Origin of the sequence: Cupriavidus sp. H19C3, from assembly GCF_049393815.1 — a bacterium.
GTDB lineage: Bacteria > Pseudomonadota > Gammaproteobacteria > Burkholderiales > Burkholderiaceae > Cupriavidus.
Genome location: NZ_CP184985.1, coordinates 3219955 through 3237577 on the forward strand (window position 1 = coordinate 3219955; position 17623 = coordinate 3237577).

Annotated in this window: 19 protein-coding genes and 1 pseudogene; 12 read left to right on the forward strand and 8 right to left on the reverse strand. The window is 65.6% G+C overall.

The window, feature by feature from the left end; translation table 11 throughout:
- Positions 1-5: 5 nt before the first annotated feature.
- The 4 genes from DFLDMN_RS14815 to DFLDMN_RS14830 all read left to right on the forward strand — a co-directional run bounded on the left by DFLDMN_RS14815 (position 6) and on the right by DFLDMN_RS14830 (position 3968).
- A complete protein-coding gene (locus tag DFLDMN_RS14815; RefSeq protein WP_423195680.1) occupies positions 6-1307 on the forward strand; it encodes an amidase in 1302 nt (433 codons plus the stop codon).
- Between the two features lie 171 nt (positions 1308-1478).
- Positions 1479-2774, forward strand: a complete 1296-nt coding sequence (locus DFLDMN_RS14820) for a M20 family metallo-hydrolase (RefSeq protein WP_423198426.1) — start codon at positions 1479-1481, stop codon at positions 2772-2774.
- A 54-nt stretch (positions 2775-2828) separates the two neighbouring features.
- A complete protein-coding gene (locus DFLDMN_RS14825; RefSeq protein ID WP_423195681.1) occupies positions 2829-3422 on the forward strand; it encodes a helix-turn-helix domain-containing protein in 594 nt (197 codons plus the stop codon).
- A gap of 30 nt (positions 3423-3452) precedes the next feature.
- The gene (locus DFLDMN_RS14830) at positions 3453-3968 is read left to right on the forward strand and encodes a BON domain-containing protein (RefSeq protein ID WP_423195682.1); all 516 of its coding nucleotides are present in this window, start codon (positions 3453-3455) and stop codon (positions 3966-3968) included.
- Between the two features lie 67 nt (positions 3969-4035).
- Here DFLDMN_RS14830 and DFLDMN_RS14835 read toward each other — a convergent pair whose 3' ends face one another.
- Positions 4036-4872 (reverse strand): alpha/beta fold hydrolase, encoded by an 837-nt coding sequence (locus tag DFLDMN_RS14835; RefSeq protein WP_423195683.1) that lies wholly within the window; start codon positions 4870-4872, stop codon positions 4036-4038.
- A gap of 389 nt (positions 4873-5261) precedes the next feature.
- On the opposite strand from DFLDMN_RS14835, the gene DFLDMN_RS14840 reads away from it, so the two are divergent.
- The 4 genes from DFLDMN_RS14840 to DFLDMN_RS14855 all read left to right on the forward strand — a co-directional run bounded on the left by DFLDMN_RS14840 (position 5262) and on the right by DFLDMN_RS14855 (position 8994).
- Complete coding sequence (locus DFLDMN_RS14840; RefSeq protein ID WP_423195684.1) at positions 5262-5573, forward strand: DUF485 domain-containing protein; 312 nt, start codon at positions 5262-5264, stop codon at positions 5571-5573.
- A complete protein-coding gene (gene actP, locus DFLDMN_RS14845) occupies positions 5570-7243 on the forward strand; it encodes a cation/acetate symporter ActP (protein ID WP_423195685.1) in 1674 nt (557 codons plus the stop codon). Before DFLDMN_RS14840 ends, actP begins: the two co-directional genes overlap by 4 nt.
- A gap of 93 nt (positions 7244-7336) precedes the next feature.
- Positions 7337-7891 carry a cytochrome b gene (locus tag DFLDMN_RS14850; RefSeq protein WP_423195686.1) on the forward strand — a complete coding sequence of 185 codons (555 nt, stop codon included), beginning with the start codon at positions 7337-7339 and terminating at the stop codon, positions 7889-7891.
- Positions 7892-7896: 5 nt separating this feature from the next.
- A complete protein-coding gene (locus DFLDMN_RS14855) occupies positions 7897-8994 on the forward strand; it encodes an NAD(P)H-dependent flavin oxidoreductase (protein ID WP_423195687.1) in 1098 nt (365 codons plus the stop codon).
- Here DFLDMN_RS14855 and DFLDMN_RS14860 read toward each other — a convergent pair.
- Positions 8899-9768, reverse strand: a pseudogene (locus tag DFLDMN_RS14860) (LysR family transcriptional regulator); the annotation flags it as partial. The gene DFLDMN_RS14855 and the pseudogene DFLDMN_RS14860 overlap by 96 nt on opposite strands.
- 77 nt (positions 9769-9845) lie before the next feature.
- Here DFLDMN_RS14860 and DFLDMN_RS14865 point away from each other — a divergent pair.
- A complete protein-coding gene (locus DFLDMN_RS14865) occupies positions 9846-10526 on the forward strand; it encodes an MOSC domain-containing protein (protein WP_423195688.1) in 681 nt (226 codons plus the stop codon).
- Between the two features lie 35 nt (positions 10527-10561).
- On the opposite strand, the gene DFLDMN_RS14870 is transcribed toward DFLDMN_RS14865, so the two are convergent.
- Both DFLDMN_RS14870 and DFLDMN_RS14875 read right to left on the reverse strand, forming a co-directional pair.
- Positions 10562-11203 (reverse strand): DUF1109 domain-containing protein, encoded by a 642-nt coding sequence (locus tag DFLDMN_RS14870; protein ID WP_423195689.1) that lies wholly within the window; start codon positions 11201-11203, stop codon positions 10562-10564.
- A complete protein-coding gene (locus DFLDMN_RS14875; RefSeq protein WP_423198427.1) occupies positions 11200-11793 on the reverse strand; it encodes a sigma-70 family RNA polymerase sigma factor in 594 nt (197 codons plus the stop codon). The genes DFLDMN_RS14870 and DFLDMN_RS14875 overlap by 4 nt, the downstream gene beginning before the upstream one ends.
- Positions 11794-12197: 404 nt before the next feature.
- Here DFLDMN_RS14875 and DFLDMN_RS14880 point away from each other — a divergent pair, with 404 nt between their 5' ends.
- The 3 genes from DFLDMN_RS14880 to DFLDMN_RS14890 all read left to right on the forward strand — a co-directional run bounded on the left by DFLDMN_RS14880 (position 12198) and on the right by DFLDMN_RS14890 (position 13982).
- Complete coding sequence (locus DFLDMN_RS14880) at positions 12198-12476, forward strand: pentapeptide MXKDX repeat protein (protein ID WP_423195690.1); 279 nt, start codon at positions 12198-12200, stop codon at positions 12474-12476.
- 82 nt (positions 12477-12558) lie between these two features.
- Positions 12559-13185, forward strand: a complete 627-nt coding sequence (locus DFLDMN_RS14885; protein ID WP_423195691.1) for a cytochrome b/b6 domain-containing protein — start codon at positions 12559-12561, stop codon at positions 13183-13185.
- A 44-nt stretch (positions 13186-13229) separates the two neighbouring features.
- Positions 13230-13982: a molybdopterin-dependent oxidoreductase gene (locus tag DFLDMN_RS14890; RefSeq protein WP_423198428.1), complete on the forward strand. Its 753-nt coding sequence runs from the start codon at positions 13230-13232 to the stop codon at positions 13980-13982.
- Positions 13983-14011: 29 nt separating this feature from the next.
- Here the strand turns inward: DFLDMN_RS14890 and DFLDMN_RS14895 are convergent, their stop codons facing one another.
- Genes DFLDMN_RS14895 through DFLDMN_RS14910 form a run of 4 tightly spaced genes read right to left on the reverse strand, consistent with a single transcriptional unit; the run spans position 14012 to position 17594 of the window.
- Positions 14012-14662 carry a 3-hydroxyacyl-CoA dehydrogenase family protein gene (locus DFLDMN_RS14895; RefSeq protein WP_423195692.1) on the reverse strand — a complete coding sequence of 217 codons (651 nt, stop codon included), beginning with the start codon at positions 14660-14662 and terminating at the stop codon, positions 14012-14014.
- A gap of 1 nt (position 14663) precedes the next feature.
- The gene (locus DFLDMN_RS14900) at positions 14664-15539 is read right to left on the reverse strand and encodes a 3-hydroxyacyl-CoA dehydrogenase family protein (RefSeq protein WP_423195693.1); all 876 of its coding nucleotides are present in this window, start codon (positions 15537-15539) and stop codon (positions 14664-14666) included.
- Positions 15540-15576: 37 nt separating this feature from the next.
- Positions 15577-16356 carry an enoyl-CoA hydratase-related protein gene (locus DFLDMN_RS14905; RefSeq protein WP_423195694.1) on the reverse strand — a complete coding sequence of 260 codons (780 nt, stop codon included), beginning with the start codon at positions 16354-16356 and terminating at the stop codon, positions 15577-15579.
- An 8-nt stretch (positions 16357-16364) separates the two neighbouring features.
- Positions 16365-17594, reverse strand: coding sequence for a CaiB/BaiF CoA transferase family protein (locus DFLDMN_RS14910; RefSeq protein ID WP_423195695.1), 1230 nt, complete (start codon positions 17592-17594; stop codon positions 16365-16367).
- Positions 17595-17623: the final 29 nt, after the last annotated feature.

Genomic DNA, 17623 nt, shown 5'->3' on the forward strand with positions numbered 1-17623 from the left:
CAGGCTTGGACTCACTACTCGATCTTTCCGTGCGCGATCTGGTCGCGCGCATGTCCCGCCGCGAACTGCGCGCGGAAACCCTGGTGCGCGCGGCGCTCGATCGCATCGCCGCGCGGGATGGCGTCATTCAGGCCTGGCAGCACGTTAGTGCCGAGGCGGCCATCGAGCAGGCCCGTCGCCTCGATGCGGGCACCGTGTCGACGCCGTTGCATGGCATTCCGCTCGGTGTGAAGGACCTGATGGATACCGCCGATGCGCCGACCACCTATGGTTCGCCAATCTACGCGCGGCATCGGCCCGAGCGCGATGCCGCCGCGGTGGCGCTGGCGCGCGATGCCGGCGCGATCGTGTTGGGCAAGACCGTGACTACCGAGTTCGCGACGTTCCAGCCCGGTCCCACGCGCAACCCACGCGCTTCCGACAGCGCGCCGCGCACGCCGGGCGGGTCGTCCAGTGGCTCGGCGGCGGCCGTGGCGGCGGGCATGGTGCCGCTGGCATTCGGCACGCAGACCGCCGGCTCGATCATTCGCCCTGCGGCCTATTGCGGCGTGGTCGGCTACAAGCCGACCCACGCGACGCTGCCGCTGGCGGGGATCAAGCCGCTATCGCCCAGCCTCGATACGGTCGGTGTGCTGGCGCGGCGCGTGGACGATGCCGCCTTCTTTATCGGCACGCTGGCACGCGACGCCGCGCTTGTCGAAGCCTGTGCCGGGGCGCCCGCGTCGCTGCGGGTCGGCATCGTACGCACGCCGCATTGGGACCGTGCCGGCGCGGGTGCGCGCGCTGCCCTGGAGACTGCCGCGCGGGCATTGATGGGGGTGGGCGCCTCGGTGGAGGACGTCGACCTGCCGGCCGCCTGCCAGGGCCTTACCGAGGCCCAGATGGACATCATGGCGTTTGAGGCGGCCGCGGCGTTCGCCCCGGAGGCGCGTGACGCGGCCGCCGGCTTCAGTGCGGCCTTCACCCGCCAGCTGGAGGCTGGGCGCACGGTCACGGGCACGCGCTTTCGCGCGGCGCTGGCGCTGGCGGAAGGCGCGCGGGTGGCGCTGGCGACGGCACTCGAAGGATTCGATGTGGTGCTCGCACCGAGCGCGGAAGGCGAAGCGCCCGAGGGCCTGGCCGCGACTGGCGATCCGATTTTTTGCCGCATGTGGACGCTGCTCGGTACGCCTTGCGTCCACGTGCCGACGGGTACGGGAGCCGCCGGCATGCCGTTGGGCGTGACCGTCACCGCGCCGCGTCATGCCGACGCCCGTGTACTGGCCGTGGCGCACCGTCTGCATCAGGCGCTCGCTGCAGCAGCCTGACCCGAGCGTGCAGAACCCTATGTGGCCCGACCCGATGGGGGCGGCCTTGAGGAGAAGACTTTGAATCCGACATTTCCGCCGCAGGGTGACCACGGCGACCGCGGCAACAACGGTGCCGACCGTTCCGATGGCGCTGCTCGTTCTGCCGCCCCCGACCGCGCGGTACAAGCGATCGCGCAACGCGCGCAGGATCATGTGGACGGCCCGCGTCTGACCGCTTCGCTCGCGGCGCTGGCGCGTTTTGGCGGTCGTGAAGATGGCGGCGTGTCGCGCCAGACGCTGACCGAGATCGATCTGGCGGCGCGCCGGCATCTGGTGGCGCAGGCGCGTGCATTGGGATGCGAGGTCCGCATCGACGATTGCGCCAACCTGTTCTTTCGCCGGCCCGGACGCGAAGACCTGCCGCCGGTGCTGACGGGAAGCCACGCCGATACCCAGCCTGTGGGCGGCAAGTACGACGGCGCCTACGGCGTGCTGGCAGGGCTGGAAGTCATTGCCGCGCTCAATGCCGCCGGCATCGAAACGCTGCGACCGATCGAGGTGGTGTCGTGGACCAATGAGGAGGGTAGCCGTTTCGGGCCCGGCACCATGGGGTCGAGCGCGTTTGCCGAGCCAGCGCGGCTGGCCACATATCGCGAGTCGGTCGACCAGGCCGGCATCCGGTTCGGTGACGCGCTGGATGCGGCGCTTGCCGCCAGCGACGACGTGACGCGCGTGCCGATGGCACGGCCCATGGCCGCCTGCGTCGAACTTCATATCGAGCAGGGGCCGGTGCTCGAGGCCGCCGCCGTGCCCCTCGGCGTGGTGACCGGCATTCAGGCCGTGCGCTGGTTCCGCGTGGAATGCGCCGGCACCATGGCGCATGCGGGCACCACGCCGATGGCCGTGCGCCGCGATGCGATGGCGGTGGCGGTTGCCATCGCACAGGACCTGTATGCCCTGGCACCGCGCGCCGCCGCGGGCTCAGGCGACGCCGGCCAGCCCGGTGCCGCCGAACTGCGCCTGACGCTTGGCCAGTGGACGGTGGCGCCGAATTCCGTCAACACCATCCCGGGCAAGGTCACCTTCACCGTGGACATGCGCTGTCTCGACGATGCCATGCTGGACCGCGCCGAAGCGGCGTTGCGGCTCGCCTGCACGCGGCATGCGCCGGCCACGGACGTGGTGGTGACGCGTTTCTTCCACCGCGGACCGACGTACTTTCCCGAGGCCATGCTCGCGTCGGTCCAGCGCGCGTGCGAGCGCGCCAGCGAGGTTGCCGGCCGGGGGGCGCCGGTGCGGCTGACCTCGGGCGCCTTCCACGACGCCATGTATGTGGCCGACCTGTGCCCGACGGCGATGATTTTCGTGCCGAGCAAGGGCGGTATCAGCCACAACGCCGCCGAGGACACCGATGCCGCGGACCTCGTTCTTGGTGCCCGCGCGCTGGCGTACACTGTCGCCGAACTGGCCTGCCGCCAGCCGTGACCGACCGGGGCGACGGTTGCCCTTCGAACGCAAATCGATATACGACAAGCCCGCATGCCGAAGACCGCGAGCCCTATCCCGCAAGAAGCGGTCGACAGCAAGTCGGCCACCGTCACGCTGGGCGTCAAGCTGCGCCACGCGCGCCTGGTGGCCGGCTACACCCTGCTGCAACTGGCAACCAAGGCGGGTTGCTCCGAAAGTCTGATCTCCAAGGTCGAACGTGGCCTGGCCACGCCGTCCTTCACCACGCTGCACCGGCTCGCGGTGGCGCTCGATACGAATATCGGTGCGCTCACCAGCGAAGACGATATCCATCAGTCCCCGGTCCTGCGCCAGGGGGAGAGGCCCGTCATCCGCGTCGGTGGCGTGGCGCTTGAGCGCGTGGTGTTGCCCAAGCGCGGCGGGCTGCTGCAGGCCAATATCCACATCGTATGGCCGGGCGAGGCCAGCGATGGCCAGATCGAGCATCAGGGCGAGGAAGTGGGCTATGTGCTGGAAGGCGAGCTTGAGCTGATGCTCGGTGACGAGATCTACCCGATCGGCCCGGGCGATGCGTTTACGTTTTCGAGCCAGGTGCCGCACGGCTACCGCAATGTCGGTGACGTGGTGGCCAAGGTGCTCTGGGTGAATTCGCCGGCAACGTTCTAGCGGCGTTGCCGTGCGGTGGGAGGGGGTGTCATGCTGACCCGGTTTGGACCACTGCTGCTGGTTGCGATCGCCGTCGCGCCGATCCACGCGGAAGAACTGAAGAACCGCGGCAACGATCCGTTCTTCCAGGTTTCGTCCGCCATCAAGAATTGCCCCGAACCCGCCGGTCCGCGCACGACCGAGGCGGAATGGATCCGCGAATCCCATCACCGTACCGAGCACGGCAATCATTGCTGGCTGGAGGGACGCTGCCGGCTGCCCAATGCCTTTGCCTATGACAACGATATTGCCGAAACCGCACGGCGGCGGCTGCAATGGCTGTCGCGCGAGATGCCGGGCTGGGAGCAGAGCACGCTGTGGATCACGGTGTGGCAGCGCTGGCTGTTCGTGCAGGGCTGCGTGAAGCCGGGTTTTCCCACGGCGAAGTTTATGAAGGCGATGGGCGAGGTGCCCGATGTCGAGCGCCTGATCGACCAGACCACGGCCAGGCCCGAGGTCGGCGTGCCGTATATCCGGTTCCAGCCCTCGGCGGGCGACGCGCGCTGAAGGCTGAAAGCCGGCATCCGCGGACGCCGGCCTGGTTTTGGTGCATCAGCGCCTTGTCAGTCGCGCATCATCCCTTCACGAACGCCAGCAGGTCCGGATTGATGACGTCGGCATGCGTGGTGCACATGCCATGCGGAAACTTCTCGTACACCTTGAGCGTGGCGTGCTTCAGCAGTTTGGCCGAGAGCAGGGCGGAATCCGCGATCGGCACGATCTGGTCGTCGTCGCCGTGCATGACGAGGGTCGGCACGGTAATGGCCTTGAGGTCTTCGGTGAAGTCCGTCTCCGAGAAGGCCTTGATGCCGTCATAGTGCGCCTTGGCGCCGCCCATCATGCCCTGCCGCCACCAGTTGTTGATCACGGCCTGGACCGGTTCCGTGCCGGGGCGGTTGAAGCTGTAAAAGGGGCCGGCCGGCAGATCCGTATAGAACTTGGAACGGTTGTCGGCAAGCGCCTTGCGCAGGCCGTCGAACACTTCGAGCGGCAGCCCGCCCGGGTTGGCCGGCGTCTTGACCATGATCGGCGGCACCGCGCCAATCAGCACCAGCCTGGCGACGCGACCTTGCGGCTGGCCGTGCCTGGCCACATAGTGCGCTGCCTCGCCGCCGCCGGTGGAGTGGCCGATATGCACGACGTTCCTGAGGTCCAGATGCTCGACCACGGCGGCGGCATCGGCGGCGTAGTGATCCATATCATGACCGTCGCTCACCTGCGCCGAGCGCCCGTGCCCGCGGCGGTCGTGGGCCACGACGCGATAGCCGTGGTGTACGAAGAACAGCATCTGCGTATCCCAGTCGTCGGAGGACAGCGGCCAGCCGTGGTGGAACATGATGGGCTGGGCGGTCCTGGGACCCCAGTCCTTGTAGAAAATCTCGACGCCGTCGCGGGTGGTGATGATAGGCATGCTTGGATTCCTTTCAGAGATGATCTGCGGAGATGGCGCTGCGGGATGTCGCTGCGGGGTGGAGCTGCGGAGTGTCGCTGCCGGGTGTCGCTGCCGGATGTCGCTGCCGGATGTCCCTCCAGACGGCGGCGCTGAGGTGCGTGGTCCGAACCTCGATGCGTATCATTGACGATTTATTGCGGGGCAGCAAGAAAAGTCTCCTTTGCCCGCCCGCGTGGCCAGTGCGCGGGCGCGCTGCCGCGGGCCAGACTTCACTGTCAAAGATGGTGTCCATCACCATTCATCATTTGTAGCGATACGCCTCCGGGCATATCGTCGATGCACAACAGGACGTCGTTCGTTGGCATGGACAACCGCAGGGGCTGTGGCCCGGATGGATGGAGACAATGATGGAGACAGGTTCAGTCAGGGGGATTGCCGAGCACCCCTCGTTCGTCGCGCTGGTCAGGCGGCGCGGTCGCTTTGTGATGTCCCTCACCGCGGCGACGCTGCTGCCGTACTACGCGTTTATCCTCGTCGCCGGCTTCCGGCCGCAATGGCTCGCCACCAAGCTTGCGGGCGCCAGCGCCATCAATATCGGCTGGGCCATCGGCGTGACGCTGATCGTCGGGACGTGGCTGCTCACGGGGCTATATGTGCGCCGCGCCAACCGCGAGTTCGATGCGCTCGCCGCGCAAGTTCTCGGGGGAGCGGTCAAATGAGCTTCCTTCGTCTTGCCCTGTTGCTGTCGGTCTGGCCTGGCGTCGCCATGTCGGCACCGGCCGCGCCTGACGCCATGTCCGCGGTGGCGCGGCAACCGCTGAACGTCACCGCCATCGCGATGTTCCTCGTGTTTGCGGTGGCCACGCTTGGCATTACTTACTGGGCGGCCGCCCGGACCCGCTCGATGCAGGACTTCTACACCGCTGGCGGTGGCATCACCGGTTTCCAGAACGGCTGGGCCCTGGCTGGCGACTATATGTCGGCGGCGGCTTTGCTGGGCGTGACCAGCATGTTCTATTTCAACGGCTACGACGGCATGATTTACGCGATCAGCTTCTTTGTCGCCTGGCCGCTGCTGCTGTTCGTGTTTGCCGAGCGCATTCGCAATCTCGGGCGCGTCACCATCGCGGACATCGCGTCGTATCGCCTGGACCGCGAACGCATTCGCACGCTGATGTCCTTCGGCTCGCTGACCGTGGTCTGCTTCTACCTGGTGGTGCAGATGGTCGGCGCGGGGCAACTGATTCAACTGCTGTTCGGCTTGCCTTACCACTACGCGGTAATCGTGGTGGGGTTGCTGATGGCCGTCTACGTCACCTTCGGCGGCATGGTAGCAACCACCTGGGTGCAGATCATCAAGGCCGTGCTGATGCTCTTTGGCGGGACGTTGCTGGCGGTGCTCGCCCTGAGCAGGTTCGGCTTCTCGCTTGACCTGCTGTTCGAGAAGGCCGCCGCCACGCACAAGAGCGGGGCAGGCGTATTGCTGCCTAGCAAGCTGGTGTCGGACCCGGTTGCGATGATCTCGTTGTCCATCGGCCTGGTATTCGGGACCGCCGGCCTGCCGCATATCCTGATGCGCTTCTTCACCGTGCGCGATGCCAGGGAAGCCCGCAAGTCCGTGTTTGTCGCCACCGGCATCATCGGGTTCTTTTTCCTTGTCGTCGCGGTGCTTGGCATGGCGGCCATCGTGATTGTGGGCGGCGACCCGAAGTTCTTCGAAGGGGGCGAGCTTGGCGGCAAGCTGATCGGTGGCGGCAATATGCCGGTGATGCACCTGGCCAGGGCGCTGGGCGGCGATCTGCTGCTTGGCTTTCTGTCCGCGGTGGCGTTCGCCACCATTCTCGCGGTGGTGGCCGGCTTGACGCTGGCGGGCACATCCGCCATCTCGCACGACCTGTACGGCATGGTGATCAAGCAGGGGCGGGCCAGCCCCGACGCCGAGCGCCGTGTCTCGCGCATCGCTTCGGCGTGCATCGGCATCGTCGCCGTGGGACTCGGCATCCTGTTCAAGGAGCAGAACATCGCGTTTCTGGTTGCGCTGACCTTCGGCGTGGCCGCATCGGTCAATTTCCCGATCCTGGTGCTGTCGATGTACTGGAAGGGCTTGACCACGCGCGGCGCGCTGATCGGCGGGGTGGCCGGCCTGGTCAGCGCCGTCACGCTGGTGGTGCTGTCGCCGGCGGTGTGGGTCAAGGTGCTCGGCCACGCGCACGCGATATTTCCCTATGACTACCCGGCCATCATCTCCATGAACATCGCGTTCGCCTTTATCTGGCTCGGCTCGGTCACGGACCGGAGTGCCAGGGCGCAACGCGAGCGCGGTGCGTTCGACGCACAGTGCGTCCGTGCGCAGACCGGCCTGGGCGCGTCGGTCGCCGCCAGCCACTGACGGCCCATGAGGACGGCATGACCGTCCCGGGCCCGTATCGAGAACAGGCCAAATCAACAAAACGCCAAATCAAGAAAACGCAAGGAGACAAGCATGCAACTGCGAGACAACGGGCTGCGCTTCTCGCCCGTCACGATTGTGCTGCACTGGCTGGTGGCGGCGCTGCTATTCACGATTATCGGACTCGGCATCGCACGCTCCGGCGCTCTGGCCGGCGAGCCAGCTGCCGCATTGGAGCGCTGGCAGAACCTGTCTGGCACGGTGCTGTTCGTGCTATCGCTCTATCGCTTCTGGGCACGCGTGACCTCGTGGCATCCGTTGCCGGTGGGAACGCCCAATCCGGTCGAGGTCATCGTCAGCCGTTCGGTGGCGACCTCGCTGGCCCTGGCGATGGTGCTGCTGCCCATCGCGGCATGGCTGTCGCACGCGGCCGCGGGCCAGGCCATGCCGTTGCCGGGCGGATTCCTGGTGCCGATGCCGATCGCGCCCAATGCCACGGTCAAGGCGGTCGTGGACATGCTCTTCAATCTCGGCGCCACGGCTTTTCTTGCCGGCCTGGCGTTGCATATGTTCGGCGCGTGCAAGAACCACTTCATCCTGAAGAACGCTGCGCTCAAGCGCATGCTTGGCAAACACGTGGAGCTTTGATCATCATGAGAACGACCAGGGAATTTGCCGGCAACCCGGTCACGGAGTTGTGTGGCGTGCGGTATCCGATCTTTCTGGCCGGCATGGCTGCCATCTCCGGTCCCCGGCTTGTCGCGGCGGTGGCGAATGCCGGTGGTCTTGGCACGGTCGGTGGCCTGCGGCTGCCGCCGAAGATGCTGCGCACGTGGATCCGGGAGACGCGCGAACTGACGGACCGGCCGTTTGGCGTCAACCTCGTGCCGTCGTTCGGCGGACCGGACGTATTCGAGGCGCAGTTCCAGGTCATCCTGCAGGAACGACCGCGCGTGCTGTCGCTGTTCTATGCGGAAGACTATGAGGACATGATTCCGCGCGCCAAGGACGCCGGACTCGTGGTGATGGTGCAGGTCGGCTCCGTCGCGCTGGCCAGGCTGGCCCTGTCGCGTGGTGCCGATATCGTGGTGGCGCAGGGCAGTGAAAGCGGCGGCCACCTCAACCGCGGCACGATCGGCCTGATGTCATTGCTGCCGGCGCTGTGCGAGGCCGCCGAAGGGCGCCCGGTGCTTGCGGCGGGCGGCATCGTGACCGGTGAGGATGTGCGCAGCGCGATGGCGATGGGGGCGTCGGGTGTTCTCGTCGGTACCGCCTTTGTCGCGTGCGACGAGTCCAATGCGCATCCGCTCTACAAGCAGAAGATCGTGGAGGCGACGGTCGACGACACCGAGTACCGGACCGGCTATTCGTTCGGCTGGAAGTACGGCACGCCGCATCGGGTGATTCCCAATCGCGACAAATGGAACCTGTTGCGGTTTATCGGTGGCGGCGCGCGTGCCATCGACAAGCCTCGCATGGCGCAGAAGCTGTCGCTCTATGCCGGGCAGGGCGTCGGCAAGATCTCCAGCGTCATGCCGGCGGCCGCGCGCGTGGCGGAACTGGTGCGCGGATTGCCGGTGTCATTCGGCGACCAGACTGCGCGCCAGCTCGACGAACTTGCCGAGCGCCGGCGTGGCAACGGCATCCTGCCGGCGGATGAATACGGTCTTGATATGGGCGAATTCGGGCGGCAAGGCGTGATAGCGGATCTCTTGCCGCGCGCCGTAGGTCTCGGCGATGGTGCGCGGTAACAGCGTCACGCCCATCCCGGCAGATACGCACGACAGGATGCCATCGAGGGTCCCGAGCTCCAGGATCTGGCTCGGGATAAGCCCCGCCTGATAGAACCAGTTCTCGAGCGTGGAGCGATAGAAGCAGCCGGTGCGAAACACCAGCACGGTCTGCTGCGGCATGGTCTCGGTCAGGGAGGACAGCGACGGGAATTCGCGACTGCTGAGGAGGACGAGTTCCTCCTCGAAGATTTCCTCCTGGATCAGCGCCGGAATCTGGTGGAGCCCGCCGACAAAGGCGCCATCGAGGCGGTGCGATTCGACGGCCTTGATGAGCTCCACCGTGGTGCCGGTCACCAGCGAGAGTTGTACCTGCGGACACAGCCGCCTGTACCTGGCCAGCACCTGGGGCAGCCGGATGGCCGCGGTGGTTTCCATCGAACCGAGGCGTAAGTGGCCGGTCGGGGTCACGTTGTCCATCAGGGCATTGCGGCCTTCGTCGGCAAGCTGCAGAATGCGCCGCGCATAACCGAGGAAGGTCTGGCCCGCGGACGTCAGCACGACGCCGCTTTTCTGCCGCACAAACAGTTGCTGATGGAGCTCGGTTTCAAGCTCCTTGATGCGCATCGTGACATTGGACTGGACGGTGTGCACCTTGTCGGCCGCCGCCGTAAAGCTGCCGTATTCGGCCACCGCACTGAAGATCCTGAGATGACGCAGTTCCATGTGACCCTCTGCAAGCAATCCATGACAGTGATTCGAAGCATCACCAATGGTGATGGATACCGTATTCATTCATCACTGTAATGGATTCGCATGGCAGGCCACACTCACGTATACACCTAGCAAGAACCACGCAAAGGCACCTCGCAATGCGCCATCTGACAACCACGATCGATCAACTGTTCGCCGGCGGCACCGGCTGCCTCGGCGACGAAGGGCACCGCAGCGGCATCTTCAAGACCCGCCAGTCCGGCCCGCTGCGCGTGGAGAAAGAGGGGATCGTCGGCGACGAGCAAGCCGACCGGCGCGTCCACGGCGGCCCGGAGAAAGCGGTGCACCACTACGCGCGCGAGCATTACGGCGAGCTTGCGCGGGCCTTTCCCCAGAGCCAGGCGCTGCTGGTGCCCGGTAGCCTGGGCGAGAATATCTCGGCGGGGTGGCTTGACGAGCGCAATGTCCATATCGGCGACACCTTCCGCGTCGGCAGCGCGATCATGCAGGTATCGCAGCCACGCAGCCCGTGCTGGAAGATCAATCACCGCTTCGGCGAGGCGCGCATGTCGGTGTTCGTGGCGCAACAGCGCATCACGGGCTGGTATTACCGCGTGATCGCGGCGGGGGAGATCCGGCCGGGCGATGCGATCACGCTGCTCGAGCGGCAGACCGAGCGATTCTCGATCGAACAGTTCTGGCACGTGCAGTTGACCCACCGCCCCGACGGCGACGATCTGGCCGAACTGATCGACGTGCCCGGCCTGGCGGCATCATGGAAACAGCGCCTGCGCGAGCGGCTCGCGTGGCTTCGCAAGAGCGCAAGCGATGTGTCGTGACAATCTGGCGGGTCGTGGCGGGGCCGCGTCGCAGCCTACCAGCGCAGGATGCGCTGTCCCAGCAGCCAGCCCACCGCCGTCGGTATGAGCATTCCGCCCAGATACCACGCCGCCCAGAACGGTACCTCCATCTCGGGGCAGTGCAGGCAATAGACAATGGTCGCGGTGGCGCCCGCCAGCAGGCCGCCCATCGCGCCCGCGGCGCGCAGGTTGGTGGGCGCCATCTGGCGTACCGCCCACTGGATGCTGACAAACAGTGGCACCGACAGCAGCGTGATATTGAACGGGCAGGTCTTCCACGTCCGGCCAAGGACCAGGACGGCCTGCTCGGCCTGCGCGGTATTGCCGAGGATCACGGCGGCGCCCACCCACACGGCGAGCACCGGTAGCGCCGGCGCGGCCCAGCGCTTGCCCACCCTGGCGCCCGGAATCATCAACCGGCGCAGCACCAGCATGGCTGCCACGGCCAGACCCAGCGGAAACGCGACCTTGAACCAGAAGATGGGCTGCATCATGACCTGCGCGAGGTCGTGACGTACACCGAATACGACGGCCATCAGCAGCGTGGCCGCCACCGTGCCCACGGTCAGGGCCAGCGCGAAAGTTTTCAGCGCGACATGCCGATCCACCGGCTTGACGCCGGCGGCAAGCATCGCGACAAGATCGTTGGTCTTCATGTTGTCAGAATCCTTACTTTGGCGGCCAATGCCTTCAGGCCGCGATGTATGCCCACCTTGACCGCCGACTCCGACAGGCCCGTCAACCGGGCCGTCTCGGCCACCGACAGCCCCTGCAACTTCACATGCAGGATGGGCAGGCGTTGCTTGTCCGGCAACTGTTCGAGCAAGCCATCCACGTCCAGCCTGGCATCGTGCGAGGGCATCGCCTCGCTATCGGCCAGGATGTCGATAAAGTCGTCGAGCGGCTCGAGCCGTGCCGCGTGGCGCATGCGCGAGCGCAGGAAGTCGAGAAGCTTGTAGCGCGCGATGGCATAGATCCACGCCGTCAGCGGTTGCTCGGGCTGATAGGTGTGGCGGGCATTGTGTACGGCCAGCAAGGTTTCCTGCACCACATCCTCCACTTCGTCCTGCATGGCATAGAGGCGCCGCCGGACGAAAGCCCGCAGATGGGCGGTCAATTCCAGCAGAAAGGTATGGTAGGCCGCCGCGTCGCCCTCCATGCCAGCCACCATCAGGGCGTGCATGCGCCGCTCGATGGGGTTGGTGACAGCCGCGTGCGTGTGGGTGTTGTCGTGAAGCGTGTTCATAAGGGGAAACGCTACAAGCCGAGCGGAGCGCTGAGCGGCGTCGGCGAAGGAAGGAGCAAGCGTTTCGGGATGATATTTGAGCACACCCATGGCAGCAACCATGAAGTCCGGTGATGACTAGTTCGGTGCCGGCATGCGCACGGTTACAGCGACGAACAAATAAAAACGGGTTCGCTTGTCTGGACATCCGAAGTGTATCGCCGCGTCCGGCTGGCGACTTGTTCCGTCCATATTTTCGTCTGCGTCACGAATAAATTTGCCGATCGCTGTAACCTCCCGGGCGGTACCAGCGAATCCCCCAGCAGACGCACACATACCGTGTGACTCTGGCGCCGTCGACCATGACTGGCGCGGTATTCCATCCGCCGGCTCTGCCCGGCTCAACGCAACTACCAGGAGTCGAGATGAACAAGACCGCTATCGCCGTGATGTCCGCAGCTGTCCTGATGTGTGGCACTGCCTTCGCACAACCGAGCGGAGACGCCATGTCCAAGGACGCCATGTCCAAGGATGCGATGCACAAGGACGCCATGTCCAAGGACAAGATGTCGCACGACAAGATGGGCAAGGACGCCATGTCCAAGGACAAGATGTCGCATGACAAGATGGGCAAGGAAGGCGACGCGATGGGCAAGATGTCGCACGACAAGATGGGCAAGGGCGGCGACGCGATGAGCAAGTAATTCAGGGCCTGCCACGCCCTCTCGGGTGCCCGCGCGTCGCGATCGCGCCAGGCGGGCACCTGATCCTCCGGAGAAAGCCGACATGGAACTCTCGCAAGACGCTGCGGCATCCGGCACGGCGCCGCGTATCGTCCAGCCAGTCTGGGTGCGCATCTCGCACTGGCTCAACGCCCTGGCGGCAGTGCTGATGATGCTGTCCGGCTGGCGCATCTACAACGCGTCACCGGTGTTTGCCGGATTCAGATTTCCAGCGGACATCACACTGGGCGGATGGCTCGGTGGCGCACTGCAATGGCATTTCGCGGCCATGTGGCTGCTGTTTTTCAACGGCCTGTTCTATCTGCTGATGAACGTGGTGACGGGCCGGTTTGCGCGGAAGTTCCTGCCGCTGACACCCCGTGCCGTACTGGGCGACCTGACGGCCGCGCTGCGTGGACGGCTGTCGCATGCGGACCTCAGTCACTACAACGCCGTGCAGAAGCTGGCCTATGTGGTGGCGATCCTGCTGCTGATCGTGCTGGTGCTGTCCGGCATGGCGATCTGGAAGTCCGTGCAGTTTCCGCTGCTGCGCGACTTGATGGGCGGCTACGACGCGGCACGCGTGGTTCACTTCTGCGCCATGTCCCTGCTGGCCGCCTTTGTGGTGGTGCATGTGGCGATGGTCGCGCTGGTGCCGCGCAGCCTGCTGACGATGATCCGCGGACGCTGAATTCGAAGGGAGCCTCGATCGTGAGCGCAAAATCCTCCAAACGGATGAACATCGACCGCGAGTCGTTGCTCATCGATGTCCGAAAAGAACTCGACGTGCCGTCCCGGCGCCTGTTCGGCAAGCGCATCCTGACGCTTGGCGGGCTGGCCATGCTAAGCGGCTGCAGCCTGACGGACGATGCCTCGGTGGAGACGTTCCTGTCGCGCGTCTCCCGCATGAACGACAAGGTGCAGGGCTGGCTGTTCGATCCCAATCGCCTTGCGCCGACCTATACCGAAGCCGATATCACGCGGCCGTTCCCGTTCAACGCCTTCTACGGTATCGACGAAGTCACCGTGGTCGATGGCGACGACTACCGCCTCAAGGTGAGCGGACTGGTGCGCGACAAGAAGAGCTGGTCGCTGGACGAGCTCTACGCCCTGCCCAAGGCCGAGCAGATTACGCGGCATATCTGCGTGGAAGGCTGGAGCGCGATCGGACGCTGGGGCGGCACGCCGTTCGCGGGCTTCCTGGAGCGCATCGGTGCCGACACCACGGCAAAGTACATCGGCTTCAAATGCGCCGACGACTACTACGAGAGCATCGACATGGCCACGGCGCTGCATCCGCAGACGCTGCTGACTTTCACGTATGACGGCGAGCGCCTGCCACCAAAGTACGGCTTCCCGATGAAGCTGCGCATGCCGACCAAGCTCGGCTACAAGAACCCCAAGCACATCATGGAGATGTATGTCACCAATACCTACCCCGGGGGCTACTGGGTAGACCAGGGGTATAACTGGTTTGGGGGCGCCTGATAGCCAGGTCGACGCTACGTCGTTCCGGCTTACCCGGCAAGCGCCCGGTCGAATGCGACGCGGGCGCGTCGGGCCGGGGCATACGCTTCCTGGCCGAGCGCTTCGAACAGCGCGTAGCTGACCTCGAAATGATGCGCAAGGCCGGTCCGCTCCAGTAGCGCGATCGGCCCCTCGGGATAACCGAGTCCAAGACACAGGGTCTTGTCGAGATCGTCCGCGTTGGCGAGCTTCTCGTCCAGCCGCCGTAGTGCCGCGTTGAAGTAGGGCCGGATCAACCGGTCGACAATACGACCGGGAACATCGTTGCATACCGCCACCACCAGGCCCGCGGCTTCGAATGCAGCCTTGGCCGCCGCCAGCGCGGCGGGAGCGGTGCCGGGCTGCCTGACCAGTTCCACCAGCCCGCTCGGCGCGGCGTCGCCAAGGCGGAACCGTGCGAATCCGACCACGTTCGAGCCCTCCTGGCCGCGGTGCTCACCAGTGTGATAGCCAAGACATTCGGCAGCCAGTTCAATGGCGACGAACGACCTGTGCGCGTGTCCCTGCCCGGCGGCATAGGCCGCGCCCGCGTCTGCACCGACGTAGACGACCGCTTCCCCATCGTCGGTGGCGTGGTCCAGGAATGCGTGCGGCGATGGAAAAGACCGGCTCTGACCGGCCGTGATAATTCGATAGCGCATATCAGGCTCCATACATCTTGCTGTCGGGGTAAGCGTGAAATCCCATGCCTGTCTTTTTGCCCAGGCGGTTCGCCGCGATCATGCGACGCACCAGCGGCGGGCACGCGGCGCGCGGTTCGTGCGTCAGGCCGTGCATGGCCTCGCACAGGAGCCGCTGCGTGTCGAGCCCGATCAGGTCCAGCAGTTCCAGCGGGCCCATCGGATACTGCAGCGCGGTCTTGATCGCCCTGTCGATATCGGCCGGCTCGGCTACCCCTTGCTCGACCAGGCGGATCGCATCGTTATTGAAGGGGATCAGGAAGTAGTTGAGAACGAAGCCCGGGGTGTCCTGCGTCGCGACCGGCTTCTGTCCCATGGCCTCGGCCAGGGCCCAGGCCGCCTGGAAGGTCTGCTCCGATGTGCACAGGCCCGGCGACATTTCGATCAGCTTCATGAGCTGGGCCGGCAGGCAGAAGTGCATCCCCACGAAGCGGTCGGGCCGGCCTGACCCACCTGCGATCTCGGTGATCGAGATCGTCGACGTGTTCGACGCAAAGATCGTCTGCGGCGGACAGATCTCGTCAAGTTGCGCGAATAGCCGGTGCTTGGCGGACAGGTCCTCGTATATGGCTTCGATGATCAGGTCGCATTGGGCCATGTCGGCGAGCCGTGTGGTGCCCTGCCAGCGCGCCAGGGCTGCCGCCGCGCCACCAGCGGGCAGCTTGTTGCGCGCTTCGGACTTGTGCAGGAATGCCTCGGTCTGATCGCGCGCACGGTCCAGCGCGTCCTGTCTGGCATCGAAGACCAGCGTGCGAAATCCCGCACGTGCGGCTACGATGGCAATGCCGGCGCCCATGGTGCCCGCACCCGCAATGCCTACAGTCTTGATATTCGTCATGTCGGTGCTCTCATCGTATGGCATCGCCCCGGGGGCATCAGCGGCCGAAGCGGGCCGGGTCGGCCTTGCGGCGTTCGGCGAACGCAGTCGCGAGTTCATCATGCTCTGCGGTGTCGAGGTAGCCGCGCAGCAGCAGGTCGTGCGCCATGCGCGACAGTCCGCTCACCCCGCCGTGACGGGCATTGAATGCGCTCTTGAGCGAGGCAAGCGCGAACGCGCCACGTTCGGCGACCTCCAGCGCATACTGGCGCGTCGCCTCGCCGAGCGCGTCGTCGGGAACGACGCGATTGATCAATCCCATGTCGAGGGCCTCGCGCGCGGTGATCTTGGGATTGCGGTACCAGATATCCTTGGCGCGTTTCTTCCCGACCAGATCTTCCAGGTACCACGTGCCATAGCCTGCGTCGAAACTGCCGACCATCGGACCGACCTGGCGGAACACCGCGCTCTCCTTGGCGATCGTCAGATCGCAAACCACCTGCAGTACATTGCCGCCGCCGACCGCAAAGCCATTGACCGAGGCGATGACGGGCTTCTGCAGGCGGTCGATCGACTCGTACATCTCGAGCGTGGGCAGCACGCCGGCGTACAGCAGCGTGTCCTGCATGCCATCCTTGCGACCGCCGGTGCAGAAGTACCTGTCGCCGGCGCCGGTGATCACGACCACGCGCGTGCGCGTCTCGCGGCGGATCTCGTTGATGCAATCGCGAATTTCGTGGCACATGGTCTCGGTGAACATGTTGCCGTCCTCGGGACGATTCAACGTGATCGTGCCAATCGGGCCATCTTCCCGGTAAAGGATTTCAGAGTAGGACATGTGGTCTCCTAGACGATGTGTGAGTCGATAAGTGCGGCGATGCGGCTCGCCGGCAGGCCGAGCCGGTCCGCGAGAATGCGGTGGGTGTCCTGCCCGAGAGCAGGGGGTGGGCGGCGCAGCACGTCGCTGGCGCCGTCGAAGCGAATGCCCAGGCCGACCTGCGGCACCATGCCGGCGGTACCGTGGGCGGCAAAGAAGAGCCCGCTGGCGCGCAGCGGAGCGTCCGCCACCAGTTGTTCGATGCTGTAGATCGGGCCGGCGGGAATGCGGTGTGCGGCAAACAGGTCGAGCCAATGCGCGCGCGGTCGGGTGGCCAGCAACTCCGCAATGGCTGCCACGAGCCGTGGCCGAGCATCACGCCGCTTTGCATTGGTGTCGAAGGCGGGCTGCCTGCCTCGGTCGGGTTGCCCGACCGCCATCCAGAAGCGCTCCCAGATTGCGTCATTGCCCAACCCCAGCGTAAGCGGGAAATCGGCGGTATCGAACACCTGGTAAATGGCGATGACCGAATCGGTACCGCCCGAACGGGTGGGCGCCTCGCCCGAGCCGAGATAAGGCACGATGCGCGGGGTCATGAAGCGTGACATCGTCGCCACCATCGATATATCGATCTGTTTGCCCTGGCCCGTGCGCTCACGTTCGCATAGCGCCGCCAGCGCGGCCATCGCGACGTCCTGTCCGGACAGCAGATCGGCGGCCGGCGTGCCGACCTTCTGCGGTGGCCGGTCGGCCTGGCCGGTCAGGTGCATGATCCCGGAGTAGCCTTCGGCGATCAGGTCGTAGCACGGCAGGTCGGCCCGTTCGCCGGCCAGGCCGAAGCCGGTCACCGACACGTGGATCAGGCGCGGATTGAGGGCCCGGAGCGTGCCGAAATCGAGGCCGAGCTTCTCCTGCACGCGTTGCGTGGTATTCAGGACCACGATATCCGCCTGCTGCACGAGGGCGTGCGCCAGCGCGCGTCCCTCGGGCTGGAGCAGGTCGATGGTGATGCTCTGCTTGTTGCGGTTCATGCTCAGGAACCACAGGGACTCGCCGTCGAGAAACGGCGGCCCCCAGCTACGCGTGTCATCGCCGCTGCCGCGCCGTTCCACCTTGACGACGTCGGCGCCGAGGTCGGCGAGCAGCAAGGTGCCATAGGGACCGGCGACCGAGGTGGTGAAGTCCACGATCCTGACGCCCGCCAGGCAGGCCAGACCGGAACCGGCATCTTGAACAGGAAGCCAAGGGGACGCCGTCATGTGAGGTATGTCATCAGAAGAATTCGGTA

What these genes read in the sequence shown, in the direction of transcription:
- DFLDMN_RS14825 (WP_423195681.1), top strand. Translation starts at nt 2,829, where the DNA reads ATGCCGAAGACCGCGAGCCCTATCCCGCAAGAAGCGGTCGACAGCAAG.
- DFLDMN_RS14830 (WP_423195682.1), top strand. Translation starts at nt 3,453, where the DNA reads ATGCTGACCCGGTTTGGACCACTGCTGCTGGTTGCGATCGCCGTCGCG.
- DFLDMN_RS14835 (WP_423195683.1), bottom strand. Translation starts at nt 4,872, where the DNA reads ATGCCTATCATCACCACCCGCGACGGCGTCGAGATTTTCTACAAGGAC.
- DFLDMN_RS14840 (WP_423195684.1), top strand. Translation starts at nt 5,262, where the DNA reads ATGGAGACAGGTTCAGTCAGGGGGATTGCCGAGCACCCCTCGTTCGTC.
- actP (WP_423195685.1), top strand. Translation starts at nt 5,570, where the DNA reads ATGAGCTTCCTTCGTCTTGCCCTGTTGCTGTCGGTCTGGCCTGGCGTC.
- DFLDMN_RS14850 (WP_423195686.1), top strand. Translation starts at nt 7,337, where the DNA reads ATGCAACTGCGAGACAACGGGCTGCGCTTCTCGCCCGTCACGATTGTG.
- DFLDMN_RS14855 (WP_423195687.1), top strand. Translation starts at nt 7,897, where the DNA reads ATGAGAACGACCAGGGAATTTGCCGGCAACCCGGTCACGGAGTTGTGT.
- DFLDMN_RS14865 (WP_423195688.1), top strand. Translation starts at nt 9,846, where the DNA reads ATGCGCCATCTGACAACCACGATCGATCAACTGTTCGCCGGCGGCACC.
- DFLDMN_RS14870 (WP_423195689.1), bottom strand. Translation starts at nt 11,203, where the DNA reads ATGAAGACCAACGATCTTGTCGCGATGCTTGCCGCCGGCGTCAAGCCG.
- DFLDMN_RS14875 (WP_423198427.1), bottom strand. Translation starts at nt 11,793, where the DNA reads ATGAACACGCTTCACGACAACACCCACACGCACGCGGCTGTCACCAAC.
- DFLDMN_RS14880 (WP_423195690.1), top strand. Translation starts at nt 12,198, where the DNA reads ATGAACAAGACCGCTATCGCCGTGATGTCCGCAGCTGTCCTGATGTGT.
- DFLDMN_RS14885 (WP_423195691.1), top strand. Translation starts at nt 12,559, where the DNA reads ATGGAACTCTCGCAAGACGCTGCGGCATCCGGCACGGCGCCGCGTATC.
- DFLDMN_RS14890 (WP_423198428.1), top strand. Translation starts at nt 13,230, where the DNA reads ATGAACATCGACCGCGAGTCGTTGCTCATCGATGTCCGAAAAGAACTC.
- DFLDMN_RS14895 (WP_423195692.1), bottom strand. Translation starts at nt 14,662, where the DNA reads ATGCGCTATCGAATTATCACGGCCGGTCAGAGCCGGTCTTTTCCATCG.
- DFLDMN_RS14900 (WP_423195693.1), bottom strand. Translation starts at nt 15,539, where the DNA reads ATGACGAATATCAAGACTGTAGGCATTGCGGGTGCGGGCACCATGGGC.
- DFLDMN_RS14905 (WP_423195694.1), bottom strand. Translation starts at nt 16,356, where the DNA reads ATGTCCTACTCTGAAATCCTTTACCGGGAAGATGGCCCGATTGGCACG.
- DFLDMN_RS14910 (WP_423195695.1), bottom strand. Translation starts at nt 17,594, where the DNA reads ATGACGGCGTCCCCTTGGCTTCCTGTTCAAGATGCCGGTTCCGGTCTG.